Genomic DNA, 12507 nt, shown 5'->3' with positions numbered 1-12507 from the left:
GCGCCGACGTTTACGCCTTCGCGTTCGCCAGCGCGCGTTGGTCCGCGGGGAGCAGCGCCAGGGCGGTCTTGTAGCAATCGTCGACATGCGAGTTGCCGACCAGCTTCATCGCGCCGAAGCTGATCGTCGCCGCCACCGCCGAGCCCGCGAACGGGATGAACTTCGCCATCGATCCGACCGCGACGCGTGCGCCGACGCGGCGGAGCAGGGCGACGACGATGCGCTTGGTCACCATCCGGCCGATCATCGTGTTGCCGAGGCTCGACGCCATTACCAGCGCCTGTTGCGCGATCTGCGGCTCGAGCTTTTGCACCTGGTCGTGATCGAGGCCGAAGCGCTTGCTGATCTCGGGCAGCAGCTTGGTGAGCAGGCCGATGTCCGCGACGATATCCGCGCCGGGGATCGGCACGACCGCGGCCCCCGCCGACATCATCGAGCGCGTCGTGACGAGCCGCTTGCTGTCGTCGCGGATGCGGTCGAGTTCGGCGATGGTGGTGATCATGCTGGCATTTCCCTGAAATTCTCGAGCCGACAACGCGCCGCCGGGGTCCTGGTGCCACGGGATAATTGCGCGCGGTTCAAGGTTCGCGAGCCGCGCCTCCGTCCTCTGTTCGAAAACACATCGAAAAGGGTTCCGTATGCGTCGTCTCCTACTGACCACCACCTGCCTGTTCGCCGTGACGACAGGCGTCCAGGCGCAAACCGTGATCGACACCAAGCGGACCGATGCGGTGCGGACCTCGACGATCAAGGCGGGCGCCCCCGACAACCTCAAGATCGTCGCTGCGGGATCGGTAACGCCGACCAGCGGCACCGCGGTCACGGTCGACAGCGTCAACTCGGTCACAAACGAAGGCACGATCCAGGTCACCAACGCCGATGGCTCGACCGGCATCCTCGCCAATGCCGGCACCGGCGGCGGCATCACCAATGCGGCGGCGGGCAAGATCATCGTCGACGAAAGCTATGTCGCGACCGATATCGACAAGGACGGCGACCTCGACGGGCCGTTCGCGGCCGGCACGGGACGCACCGGCATCCGCACCGCGGGCGCCTACACGGGAGCGATCGTCAACAGCGGCGCGATCACGGTGAAAGGCAACGACTCGGCGGGCATCTGGCTCGGCGGCCCACTGACCGGCGCGTTCACGCATGACGGGCAGACCTCGGTCACCGGCGATCGCTCGACCGGCGTGCGGATCGCGGACGTGACCGGCAACGTCCGGCTCGCGGGGACGATCGCGGCGATCGGGCAGGGCGCGGTGGCCGCACGCGTCGATGGTAACATCGCGGGTGCGCTGGTGGTGCAGGGCGCGCTGGGCTCGACCGGCTATCGCTATGTGACGGCCCCCGCCGACCCCTCGAAGCTAGAAGCCGACGATCTGTTGCAGGGCGGATCGGCGCTGGTCGTCGCCGGCGACGTGTCGGGCGGGATCGTCTTCGCAGTGCCGCCGAAGGACGCCAGCACGACGGATACCGACGAGGACAAGGACGGCCTGCCCGACGCCACCGAAGGCTCGGCTGCGATCACCTCCTATGGCGCGGCGCCGGCAGTGCAGATCGGCTCGGCCACGCGGGCGGTCGCGATCGGCGCGGTCGCGGGGACGGGAACCGGCTTCGGCCTGATCGTCGACGGCGGGATCGCGGGCAGCGGCGTGTATGGCGGTGTCGAGGGCAACGGCCTGGCGATCGGCGGGCTCGGTGGCGCGGTGACGATCGCCGGCGGGATCGGCATCAACGGCACCGTCGCGGCGGCGGCGAACGGCGCGAGCGCGACTGGGTTGAAGCTCGGCAGCGGTGCGTCGACTCCCGAAATCCGCAATGCCGGCGCGATCTCGGCAGCCGGCGGCGGCACTGCTGCATCGCGCTCGACGGCCGTTCTGATCGACACCGGTGCCTCGGTCGCGACGGTCCGCAACAGCGGCACGATCAAGGCGACTGCACAGGCGGCCGACGGCACCGCGATCGGCATCCTCGACCGGTCGGGCATCGTCACGCTGGTCGAGAACAGCGGCAGCATAGGTGCTTCGGGGGCGCTCGCCACCTCCGAGCGCAACGTCGCGATCGACCTCTCGGCGAACACGACGGGCACGATCGTCCGCCAGACCGCGGTCGCGACCGGCATCGCCGCGCCCGCGATGGTCGGCGACGTGCGCTTCGGCACCGGCAACGACCTGTTCGACGTCGCCGACGGCACCGTCACCGGCACCGCACGGTTCGGGAGCGGCACCAACCGCCTGGCCTTGTCGGGTGACGCGAACTTCACCGGCGGCGCGGTGTTCGGCGCGGGCAACGACGCGCTTACGCTGGCCGGTACGTCGGTGTTCAACGGTGCGGCGGATTTCGGTGGCGGTACCGACACGCTGACGCTCGGCGGCACCTCGCGCTTCTCCGGCACACTCGCCAACGCGCAAGGGCTCGCGGTCGCGGTCGCCGGCGGCACGCTCGACATCACCAAGGCCGCGTCGATCGCGTCGCTCTCGGTCACCGGGGGCGGCGTGCTCGCCGTGACGCTCGACAAGGCCGGCGGCACCAGCACGGCGATCCAGGTCGCGGGCACCGCAGCCTTCGACAAGGATTCCAAGCTCGCGCTGAGGCTCACCAGCGTCGTCGATGCCGAAGGTCGCTACACGGTCCTACGCGCCGGTACGCTGACGGGTGCCGCAAACCTCACCGCGACCACGACCCTGCTCCCGTTCCTCTACAAGGGCAGCATCGCGACCGGCACGGGCAACGAGCTTGCGGTCGACGTGGCGCGCAAATCGTCGACCGAACTCGGGCTCAACCGCTCGCAGGCGTCGGCCTATGATGCGATCTACAAGGCGCTCGGCAACGACGAGAAGATCGGCGGCGCGTTCCTCAACATCACCGATGGCGACGCATTCCGCGGCTCGGTCCGCCAGATGCTGCCCGACCATGCCGGCGGCACGTTCGAGGCGGTCACGATGGGCTCGCGCGCGACCGCCCGGGTGCTCGCCGACCCGCACGGACCGTTCAAGGACGAAGGCAAATGGGGGTATTGGGTGACGCAGGTCGCATGGGGCACCTCGAAGAGCGTCGCCGATACCGCAGGCTACGACATCAGCGGCTGGGGCGTGTCCGCAGGCGCGGAGTACAAGACCGGCGTCGGCAATTTCGGCACCTCGCTCGCGTATCTGAACGGGCAGGATGCCGATGACGGCACCAACAACGAAGTGCGATCGAACCAGTATGAGCTGGCCGGATATTGGCGCGGACATTGGGGCGGTCTGCAGGCCAATGCGCGCGTCTCGGGTGCCACGATCAAGTTCGACGGCTCGCGTGATTTCAGCGGTGCGATCGGCAGCGAAGCGGTCGATCGGACCACGAACGGCGATTGGAACGGCACGCTCTACGCAGCATCCGGCGGGCTGTCGTACGAGGCAGGCAAGGGCAAGCTGATCTTCCGCCCCGTCCTCGCGATCGATTACTACAAGCTCAAGGAGGACGGCTATAGCGAGACCGGCGGCGGCAAGGCGATCGACCTCGTGGTCCAGTCGCGCACCAGCGACGAACTCGCGGTCACCGGCAGTGGCGCGCTGGGGCTGAACTTCGGCGGTCCCGACTATCAGGACGGCTGGTTCCGCGTCGAGGCCGAGGGTGGCCGTCGACAGATCGTCGGCGGTGGCCTCGGCGCGACCACCGCGGCGTTCGAAGGTGGCCAGTCGTTCACGCTGACCCCCGAAAAGCGCACCAGCGGCTGGGTCGGCAAGCTGCGCGGCGTCGGCGGCAACGGCATCTTCCGGATGGGCGGCGAGTTCAACGCCGAGCAGCAACAGGGCCGCGTCGCCCTGTCGCTGCGTGCGAGCCTGCAGATCGGGCTGTAGGCGGCGGCTGTTTTCGGGGGCTGGTAATGGCTCGATTCCGCCCCCGGACTGTTGTCGGCCCAGGGAATGACCAGCGAATGAGGAGCGAAGGAACATGGCCGAGGACCGGTTGGACATCGATATGAAGAAGCTCGAGGACAATAGCGACCTCCGCCAGGTCGAGTTCGAGGCGGAGATCAGCGACGAGCGTCATCAGTTCGCGGTCCAGTACGATGTGCTGGAGGCGCTGAGCACGGTGTCGCCGGAGGGTGAAGCGGTCGCGATCTTCAGGCAGCATGCCGACGAGATCGCCGGGATGGGTGCGACCGCGCTCGCCCGCGATCCCGACCAGGAGGTCGTTGTGATCAGCGAGAACGATCTGGACTAGCGGCGGCTTCCGGACGATCCTGCCCATCGATCCGGCGGTGTCGTCCGGACTGGTGGGAGACGGATGATGAAGTCGATCTGGACGGGCGCCGCATTGGCGATGACGATTGCCGCCGGCACTGGTGTTGCCGATGCCCAGAAAGCGAGCCCGGCGATCACGAGAGCACTGGCCGATCCCGCGCGCGCCGATCAGCAGGGCGACGATGCACGCCGCAAGGCCGCCGAAGTGCTGGCGTTCTCGGGCGTGAAGCCGGGCAACGTCGTCGTCGATTACTTGCCGGGTGCGGGATACTGGACGCGGATCTTCACCGGCGTCGTCGGTCCGAAGGGGCATGTCTATGCGATATGGCCGGCCGCCGGTGCGAAATACGCCGAGACGTCGCTGCCGGCGTTGCAGGCGCGCGGCCTCGGCAACGTGACGGCCGAGGTGCAGCCGACCAACCTGCCGACCTCGCCCCGGCCGGTCGACGTGTTCTGGACCGCGCAGAATTATCACGACATTCCCAACAAGGGCGCGGGCGAACCGGCGTTGCGGGCGTTCGACGGCGCGGTGTTCCGGATGCTCAAGCGTGGCGGCACGTACATCGTCATCGATCACGCCGACGCGCCCGGCAGCGGCATGAGCGGCACCGAAACGCGGCACCGGATCGATCCGGCGGCGGTGAAGGCGCAGGTCCAGGCGGCGGGGTTCAAGTTCGTCGGCGAATCGACCGTGCTGCGCAACCCGGCGGACGATCACAGCAAGGCCGTGTTCGATCCGGCGATCCGCGGCCAGACCGACCAGTTCGTCTACAAGTTCCGCAAGCCGTAAACACAACGTGCCCGACCGGGGAGCAACCGATGCTCCCCGGGGAGGTCGCCCATTACCCCATGCGCGTGGCGCCAGCGGCCTTGACCTGCGCGATCGTCGGATAGCCGTTCACCGCCATCAGCAGGTCGGCCTCGGCGAGAATGCATTTCAGGACATGCGCGGCGCCGTTCGCACCGTCGAGCGCCAGCCCGTAGGTATAGGGTCGCCCGATGCCGACGGCCGTCGCACCGAGTGCGAGCGCCTTGACCACGTCGCTGCCCGAGCGGATGCCCGAATCGAACAGCACCGGCACGTCGCCGCTCGCCTCGACGACCGCGGGCAGCATGTCGATCGCGGCGATCCCGCCATTCGCCTGCCGCCCGCCATGGTTGGAGCAATAGATCGCGTCCGCCCCCAGGTCGATCGCGCGCCTGGCGTCGTCGGGATGGCAGATGCCCTTCAACACGATCGGCAGCGATGTCAGCGACCGCAGCCACGGCATGTCGTCCCATGTCAGGACCTTGCCGAACGTGCCGGCCCATTGCCGAACCGCCGCCGCCAAATCCTCGCGCGGCGGCTTGGCGAGCATCGCCTTGAACACCGGATCGCTGAAGTAATTCTCCAGGACATGGCCGCGAAGCTGCGGGAAATTGGCGGCGTTCAGGTCGCGCGGTCGCCAACCCGTTACCCAGGTGTCGAGCGTGACGACGATCGCCTTGTAGCCCGCCGCCTCGGCGCGGCCGACGAGGCTCTCGGTCAGCGCTTTGTCCTTGGGCGTGTAGAGCTGGAAGAACCCCGGGGTGTCGCCCAGCGCGCCGGCAACCGTCTCGAGCGGATCGTTCGACAGCGTCGACTGGATCAGCGGTACGCCGGTCATCGCCGCCGCCCGCGCCGCGGCGACGTCGCCGTGCCCGTCCTGCGTGCACATCCCGTTGATCCCGACCGGGCTCATGAAGATCGGGCTGGGCAGAGCCATGCCGAACAGGTCGATCGACAGGTCGCGGTGCGTGCAGTCGACCATCATCCGCGGCGTCATGCCCCAGTGGCGGAACGCGTCGGCATTCTGGCGCTGCGTGAATTCGTCCCCGCAGCCGCCCTGGAGATAGCCGAGCACGGACGGTGGCAGCGCCGCCGCGGCTCGCGCCTCCAGCGATGCGAAGTCGACCGGGACAGTCGGCACGACCCCGGCAAGCCCGGCGAAATAGATCGCGTTCTGATAATCGCCGTAATGCGGCATGGTCATGCTCCGAAGCGTGTCGCGGTCAGTCTCGATAGCCCGGATTGACGCGGTCGAGCTTGCGCAGCAACGCCGGCCAGGCGAGCCCGTCCGCCAGCATCCGCATGCCGGTAGCGCTCGATTGCCCCTCGACCTTTTCGGCCACGCCCTGGTTCGGCGTGTTCAGATTCTCGCGACCCGCGCTCAGCATCAGCACCTGCGCCTCACATGCACGCTCGAGGAAATACATCCGCAGGAACGCCTGCGGCACCGATTCTCCGACGGTCAGCGTCCCGTGATTGCGCAGGATCATCGCGTTCTTGCTGCCCAGGTCCACGACGAGCCGCTCGCGTTCCTCCAGCTCGGTCGCGATGCCCTCGAAGTCGTGATAGGCCACGTCGTGCCCGGCGATCATCGCGGTCTGCGTGTGCGGCAACAGTCCCTCGGCCATCGCCGACACCGCCTGCCCGTGCGGCGTATGCAGATGCAGCACCGCGACCGCGTCGTCACGCCCGCTGTGGATCGCCGAATGGATCACGAAGCCCGCGCGGTTGACCGGCGCCGGCGTATCCATGACCTTGTTGCCGTCGACGTCGATCTTCACCAGCGACGATGCGGTGATCTCCTCGAACATGTGCGTGTACGGATTGATCAGGAAATGATGGTCCGGCCCCGGCACGCGCGCGGACAGATGCGTGAAGATCAGATCGTCCCAGCCGTACAGCGCGACCAGCCGGTAGGCCGCGGCCAGATCGACGCGCAGCGCCCATTCCTCGGGAGAAACCTGTTCCTGTACGGTCGAGACCGACTTGAGTGCCGTCGCCATCATCCATCTCCTGTTGCCGCGCCGTTGCTACGGTCGATGATCCCCTGATACGCCGCGATCCCTGCAAATATTGTCACCATGGCGACAATCCCGAAAATTCGCGTATCGTTGAGGCCATGCGCGACGTCGATCACGACATGCTGGCAAGTGACAGCTGGTTTGGGGGCATACCCCCCGGCCGCCGCGCGCTGCTCTTGCGAGAAGCCCGGACCGAACGTCTGGCGAACGGCGCCAGGATCTATGGATCGGGCGACCCGCCGAACGGGCTGTGGGCGGTATTGGACGGGCAGGTCCGGCTGAAGAGCCTGTCGACCAATGGCAGCGAACTGCTCGCGCTGATCGTGCGTCCGGGAACATGGTTCGGCGAGCTGTCGACGCTCGACGGACATCCGAGGCCGCATGACGCGATCGCGTACGGGCCGACCTCGCTCCTCCATATCGCGATGCCCGCGTTCGGACGCGCTGCCGCCGCGGCGCCCGAACTCTACCGCGATCTTGGCCTGCTGGTGTGCGCGCACCAACGCACCGCGCTGCGGTTCATTACGCAGAGTATCGGCCAGTCGATCCGGGCGCGCCTGGCGCAGGCCCTGCTCCGGGCATCCTCGGCAAGTGCGGGCGGGGTGAACATCCGCCAGGAGGAACTTGCCGCGGTGGTGGGAATCGCGCGCCAGACGCTCAACCGACATCTCAAGCGATTCGAACGGGATGGCCTCGTCGCGATATCCTATGCGCAGGTCGTGATACGTGACGTGCCCCGGTTGCAGGGTATCGCCGCGGAGTGACGGAGCGGCTAGGGGGCGGAGACGATGGCGCCGATTGCGTGCATGATCGCGATCGGTCCGAGGCAATAGATACGGGCGTAAGAGGATGATGGTTTGCGTAGCGCGAAACTGACGAGAGCCGATCGCCTTTGCGACACGTCCGATCGCAGACACTGCGTCCGACCATGACTCCTTTGACCTTCGATCGCCCGGACGAACAGGCGCGCGCGCGTCCCGATTGCCACCAGGCGATCAGCATCCTCGATCTCTTCACCATCGGGATCGGGCCGTCGAGTTCGCATACCGTCGGGCCGATGCGCGCGGCGTGGCTGTTCGCGGATCTGGTCGCGGACGAGCAGCCGGTGTCGGTGCGTGTCGACCTGTACGGCTCGCTGGCATTGACCGGGCGGGGGCATGCGACCGACAGCGCGGTGATGCTCGGCCTTAGCGGTGCGCAGCCGGAGACGATCGATCCGGACCTGATCCCGGTGCGGCTGGCGGCGATCCGGTCGAGCGGGCGGCTGATGCTGGCCGAGCGGGTCGAGATCGGGTTCGAGGAGAGCCAGCATCTGCTGTTCCATGCGCAGACCTTCCTGCCGGGGCATCCCAATGCGGTGACCTTCACCGCCTCGTTCTCCGATGGGCGGAGCGTCGAGCGGACCTATTTCTCGATCGGTGGCGGCGCGATCGTCGAGGCGGGGTCGGGGCCGGTGAAGGCGAACATCCTGTTGCCGCGGCCGTTCTCGTCGGGGGCGGAACTGCTCGCGACCGGCGACGCGACGGGCATGACGATCGCCGAGATCGTCCGCGAGAACGAGATCGCGTGGCGGCCGGACAGCGAGACCGATGCGTTCCTGGATGCCGTCCGGGACGCCATGTTCGCGTCGATCGATCGCGGCTGTCGGCAGGGTGGTATCCTGCCGGGCGGGCTGAAGGTGCCGCGTCGCGCGAAGGCGTTGTTCGAGGGGTTGCAAGCGCGCGATACCGCGGCCGATCCCTCCGCGGTGTTCGAATGGGTGAGCCTGTATGCGCTCGCGGTGAACGAGGAGAATGCGGCGGGTGGCCGCGTCGTGACCGCGCCGACCAATGGCGCGGCAGGCGTGCTGCCGGCGGTGCTGCGTTTCTACGAGAATTTCACCAAGGACCCGACGGCGAAGGGCGCGCACGACTTCCTGCTGACGGCGGCGGCGATCGGGTTTCTCTACAAGAAGCGCGCGTCGATCTCGGCGGCCGAGATGGGGTGCCAGGGCGAGGTCGGCGTCGCCTGCTCGATGGCGGCTGGGGCGCTGGTCGCGGCGCTCGGCGGGACCAACGAACAGATCGAGAATGCCGCCGAGATCGGTATGGAGCATAATCTCGGCCTCACCTGCGATCCGATCGGCGGACTGGTCCAGATTCCCTGCATCGAGCGCAACACGATGGGTGCGATCAAGGCGATCAACGCCGCGTATCTGGCGCTGCGGGGGGACGGTCGCCATATCGTCAGCCTCGATGCGGTGATCGAGACGATGCGCCAGACCGGTGAGGACATGCGCTCGCAATATAAGGAGACGTCGCTTGGGGGCCTGGCCGTCAACGTCGTCGAATGCTGAAGGATTTCCCATGACTGCCCCGACGAACCCGCTTCTCGATACGCTGTCGCTGCCCCGTTTTGCGGAGCTCTCTCCCGACCAGATCGCGCCGGCACTCGACGAGGCGATCGCGCGGCATGAGGCGATGGTCGAGGCGCTGACGACCGCGCGGCCGACCGATTTCGCGGGTGCGTGGCTGCCGTACGAGCGGGCGAATACCGAGATCGGCGCGATCTGGTCGGCGGTGTCGCATCTGCACGGCGTGGCGGACACGCCAGAGCTGCGCGCGGCGTATTCGGAGGGGCAGAAGCGGCTTGTCGAGAACGACATGAAGGTCGGGCAGAACCGCAATCTGTACGAGGTGTTCGTGGCGCTGAGCGTGTCGCCTGAGTTTGCCTCGCTGTCGGATGAGGACCGGGTCGCCGTCGAGCAGACGATCCGCGATTTCAAATTGTCGGGCGTCGCGCTGGAGCCCGAGGCGCGCGATCGGTTCAGCGAGATTTCGGTCGAGTTGTCGGGCCTGTCGAACGAGTTCGGCAGCGCGGTGCTCGACGCGACCGACGCGTGGTCGGAGCTGGTGACGGACGAGGTGGATCTCGCGGGGATTTCGGACGCGGACAAGGCGATGTTCGCGGATGCCGCCAAGGCGAAGGGGCTGGAAGGCTGGCTGGTCACTTTGCAGCAGCCGAGCGTCAACGCGGTGCTGACCTTCGCCGAGAACCGTGAATTGCGCGCGCGCGTGTACCGCGCGTTCGCGACGCGTGCGTCGGACCAGGGGCCGAATGCGGGCGAGTTCGACAACAGTGCGCGGATCGCGCGGATCCTCGAACTGCGGCACGAGGGCGCGAAGCTGCTCGGCTTCACCGATCCGGTCGCGTGGTCGCTGGAGACCAAGATGGCTCCGAACGGCGCCGAGGTGATCGCGTTCCTGCGCGATCTGGCACGGCGCGCGAAGCCGGCCGCGGAGCGCGATCTCGCCGAATTGAAGACGTTCGCTGCCGAGCAGCTCGGGATCGCCGATTTCGAGCCGTGGGATGCGGGTTTCGTGTCGAACCGGTTGCGGCAGGATCGCTATGCGGTCGATGCACAGGTGGTGAAGGCGTATTTCCCGGTCGAGCGCGTGATGGAGGGCTGGCAGACGTTGATGCAGCGGCTGTTCGGGATCAAGCTGGTCGAGCGCGACGACGTCTCGCTGTATCACGACGATGCGCGGTTCTTCGACGTGGTGGACGAGAGCGGGACGGTGTTCGCGGGGCTGTATCTCGACCTCCACGCGCGCACCGGGAAGCGTGGCGGCGCATGGATGGCGCAGGCGCGGCCTCGGCTGCACGACGGCAACACCGTGAGGGTGCCGGTCGCGTATCTCGTGTGCAATTTCGCACCCGATGGCGGCGAGACGCCGTCGCTGTTGTCGCACAACGACGTGACGACGCTGCTGCACGAGACGGGTCACTGCATCCATCTGCTCTTCACCAAGGTGAACCGGCCGAGCATCGCCGGCACCAACGGCTTCGAATGGGACGCGATCGAGCTGCCGAGCCAGCTGATGGAGGATTTCGCCTGGGACAAGGCCGTGCTGACCGGCATGTCAGGCCACTACAAGACCGGTGAGAAGCTCCCCGCCGACCTGTTCGAGCGGATGGTGAAGGCGCGGCATTTCCAGGCGGGGATGTTCATCCTGCGCCAGGTCGAGTTCGCGCTGTTCGACCTGTTGCTCCATCTCGGCACGATGGGCAGCGACCCGATCGAGGTGATCGAGACGGTGCGCGACGAGGTCGCGGTGATCCGCCCGCCCGCATGGCACCGCTTCCCGCATGCGTTCAGCCACATCTTCGCAGGCGGCTATGCGTCGGGCTATTACAGCTATCTCTATGCAGAATTGCTGGCCGCGGATGGCTTCGAGGCGTTCGCCGAGGCCGGCCTCGTCGATCGCAAGACCGGCGACCGGTTCCGCGAGGAAGTGCTCGCGCGCGGTGCGACGCGGCCGGCGGCGGAGAGCTTCCGCGCGTTCCGCGGGCGTGATCCCGAGCCGACTGCGATGCTGGTCCGGCACGGGCTGCAAGGGTGACCAAGCGGGTCGACCGACGCTGGTTGTCGGAGGCGGTGCGGCGGATCGAGGCGGACTATAACCGGTCCGCCGACACGCACCTGATCCGCGTCGATTTGCCACGATATCCCGGCATCGTGTTGTATCTGAAGGACGAGAGTTCGCATCCGACCGGCAGCCTCAAGCACCGGCTCGCGCGGTCGTTGTTTCTGTATGCGTTGTGCAACGAATGGATCGGGCCGGAGACGACCGTCATCGAATCCTCGTCGGGATCGACCGCGGTATCGGAGGCGTATTTCGCCCGGATGCTGGGCCTGCGGTTCATCGCGGTGGTGCCTGCGACGACCGCTAGCCCCAAGCTCGACGCGATCCGTTTTCATGGCGGCGAGATCCACATGGTCGACGATCCGCGCACCGTCTATGCCGTCTCGCACCGGCTCGCGGCCGAGACCGGCGGGCATTATCTCGACCAGTTCACTTATGCCGAGCGCGCGACCGACTGGCGCGGCAACAACAACATCGCCGAAAGCATCTTCGCGCAGATGGCCGAGGAGGAGCATCCGTGGCCGTCCTGGATCGTCTGCGGCGCGGGGACCGGCGGCACGTCGGCGACGATCGGGCGCTTCATCCGCTATTGCCGGCACGACACGAAACTGTGCGTCGCCGACCCGGTGCATTCGGTCTTCCACCGCCATTTCGCGGACCGTTCGGTCACCGCTTTGCCCGAAGGGTGCGCGTCGCGGATCGAGGGGATCGGGCGACCGCGCGTCGAGCCGAGCTTCGTGCCGAGCGTCATCGACCGGATGATCGCGGTCGAGGACGCCGACAGCATCGGCGCGATGCGGGCGTTGTCCGACCGGCTCGGGCGGCGTGTCGGGGGATCGACCGGGACCAACCTCTGGGCCTGCGCCGGACTCGTCGAGGAGATGGCGGCGGCGGGCGAGACGGGGAGCATCGTCACGCTGTTGTGCGATGGCGGCGAGCGCTATGGCTGCACCTATTACGACGATGCGTGGCTCGACGAGCGCCAGGTGGCGTGGACCGATGCCGCCGCACGGATGACCGCTTTTCTGGGCTGAGTAACC

11 protein-coding genes are annotated in these 12507 nt (G+C 67.4%); 7 read left to right on the top strand and 4 right to left on the bottom strand.

Annotation, left to right across the window (positions count from 1 at the left end):
- Positions 1-10 precede the first annotated feature (10 nt).
- Positions 11-502, bottom strand: coding sequence for a hypothetical protein (locus NLI89_RS00935; protein WP_254685265.1), 492 nt, complete (start codon positions 500-502; stop codon positions 11-13).
- Between the two features lie 136 nt (positions 503-638).
- Here NLI89_RS00935 and NLI89_RS00930 point away from each other — a divergent pair, with 136 nt between their 5' ends.
- The 3 genes from NLI89_RS00930 to NLI89_RS00920 all read left to right on the top strand — a co-directional run bounded on the left by NLI89_RS00930 (position 639) and on the right by NLI89_RS00920 (position 5022).
- A complete protein-coding gene (locus NLI89_RS00930; protein WP_254685264.1) occupies positions 639-3845 on the top strand; it encodes an autotransporter outer membrane beta-barrel domain-containing protein in 3207 nt (1068 codons plus the stop codon).
- Positions 3846-3966: 121 nt separating this feature from the next.
- Positions 3967-4212: a hypothetical protein gene (locus NLI89_RS00925; RefSeq protein WP_254685263.1), complete on the top strand. Its 246-nt coding sequence runs from the start codon at positions 3967-3969 to the stop codon at positions 4210-4212.
- A 66-nt stretch (positions 4213-4278) separates the two neighbouring features.
- The gene (locus NLI89_RS00920) at positions 4279-5022 is read left to right on the top strand and encodes a class I SAM-dependent methyltransferase (RefSeq protein WP_254685262.1); all 744 of its coding nucleotides are present in this window, start codon (positions 4279-4281) and stop codon (positions 5020-5022) included.
- Between the two features lie 52 nt (positions 5023-5074).
- On the opposite strand, the gene NLI89_RS00915 is transcribed toward NLI89_RS00920, so the two are convergent.
- From NLI89_RS00915 to NLI89_RS21700, 3 genes are read right to left on the bottom strand one after another with little or no spacing between them, the layout of a single operon-like run.
- Positions 5075-6244 carry an alpha-hydroxy-acid oxidizing protein gene (locus NLI89_RS00915; RefSeq protein WP_254685261.1) on the bottom strand — a complete coding sequence of 390 codons (1170 nt, stop codon included), beginning with the start codon at positions 6242-6244 and terminating at the stop codon, positions 5075-5077.
- Between the two features lie 19 nt (positions 6245-6263).
- The gene (locus NLI89_RS00910; protein WP_254685260.1) at positions 6264-7043 is read right to left on the bottom strand and encodes a class II aldolase/adducin family protein; all 780 of its coding nucleotides are present in this window, start codon (positions 7041-7043) and stop codon (positions 6264-6266) included.
- Complete coding sequence (locus tag NLI89_RS21700; RefSeq protein ID WP_302675537.1) at positions 7043-7177, bottom strand: hypothetical protein; 135 nt, start codon at positions 7175-7177, stop codon at positions 7043-7045. Before NLI89_RS21700 ends, NLI89_RS00910 begins: the two co-directional genes overlap by 1 nt.
- Here NLI89_RS21700 and NLI89_RS00905 point away from each other — a divergent pair.
- From NLI89_RS00905 to NLI89_RS00890, 4 genes are all read left to right on the top strand, one after another.
- A complete protein-coding gene (locus NLI89_RS00905) occupies positions 7160-7825 on the top strand; it encodes a Crp/Fnr family transcriptional regulator (RefSeq protein WP_254685259.1) in 666 nt (221 codons plus the stop codon). The genes NLI89_RS21700 and NLI89_RS00905 overlap by 18 nt on opposite strands.
- Before the next feature lie 164 nt (positions 7826-7989).
- A complete protein-coding gene (locus NLI89_RS00900; RefSeq protein ID WP_254685258.1) occupies positions 7990-9396 on the top strand; it encodes an L-serine ammonia-lyase in 1407 nt (468 codons plus the stop codon).
- 10 nt (positions 9397-9406) lie between these two features.
- Positions 9407-11443, top strand: coding sequence for a M3 family metallopeptidase (locus tag NLI89_RS00895; protein ID WP_254685257.1), 2037 nt, complete (start codon positions 9407-9409; stop codon positions 11441-11443).
- Complete coding sequence (locus NLI89_RS00890) at positions 11440-12501, top strand: PLP-dependent cysteine synthase family protein (RefSeq protein WP_254685256.1); 1062 nt, start codon at positions 11440-11442, stop codon at positions 12499-12501. The genes NLI89_RS00895 and NLI89_RS00890 overlap by 4 nt, the downstream gene beginning before the upstream one ends.
- Positions 12502-12507 lie beyond the last annotated feature (6 nt).

The sequence above is a fragment of the Sphingomonas faeni genome (assembly GCF_024273235.1).
GTDB lineage: Bacteria > Pseudomonadota > Alphaproteobacteria > Sphingomonadales > Sphingomonadaceae > Sphingomonas > Sphingomonas faeni_A.
The sequence above is the reverse complement of the archived record's forward strand: the minus strand, read 5'-3'. Positions and strand labels throughout refer to the sequence as shown.

Excerpts from the sequence above, each read along its gene's own strand:
- NLI89_RS00925 (WP_254685263.1), top strand. The coding sequence starts at position 3,967 with ATGAAGAAGCTCGAGGACAATAGCGACCTCCGCCAGGTCGAGTTCGAG.
- NLI89_RS00935 (WP_254685265.1), bottom strand. The coding sequence starts at position 502 with ATGATCACCACCATCGCCGAACTCGACCGCATCCGCGACGACAGCAAG.
- NLI89_RS00920 (WP_254685262.1), top strand. The coding sequence starts at position 4,279 with ATGAAGTCGATCTGGACGGGCGCCGCATTGGCGATGACGATTGCCGCC.
- NLI89_RS00900 (WP_254685258.1), top strand. The coding sequence starts at position 7,990 with ATGACTCCTTTGACCTTCGATCGCCCGGACGAACAGGCGCGCGCGCGT.
- NLI89_RS00930 (WP_254685264.1), top strand. The coding sequence starts at position 639 with ATGCGTCGTCTCCTACTGACCACCACCTGCCTGTTCGCCGTGACGACA.
- NLI89_RS00905 (WP_254685259.1), top strand. The coding sequence starts at position 7,160 with ATGCGCGACGTCGATCACGACATGCTGGCAAGTGACAGCTGGTTTGGG.
- NLI89_RS00895 (WP_254685257.1), top strand. The coding sequence starts at position 9,407 with ATGACTGCCCCGACGAACCCGCTTCTCGATACGCTGTCGCTGCCCCGT.
- NLI89_RS00915 (WP_254685261.1), bottom strand. The coding sequence starts at position 6,244 with ATGACCATGCCGCATTACGGCGATTATCAGAACGCGATCTATTTCGCC.
- NLI89_RS00910 (WP_254685260.1), bottom strand. The coding sequence starts at position 7,043 with ATGGCGACGGCACTCAAGTCGGTCTCGACCGTACAGGAACAGGTTTCT.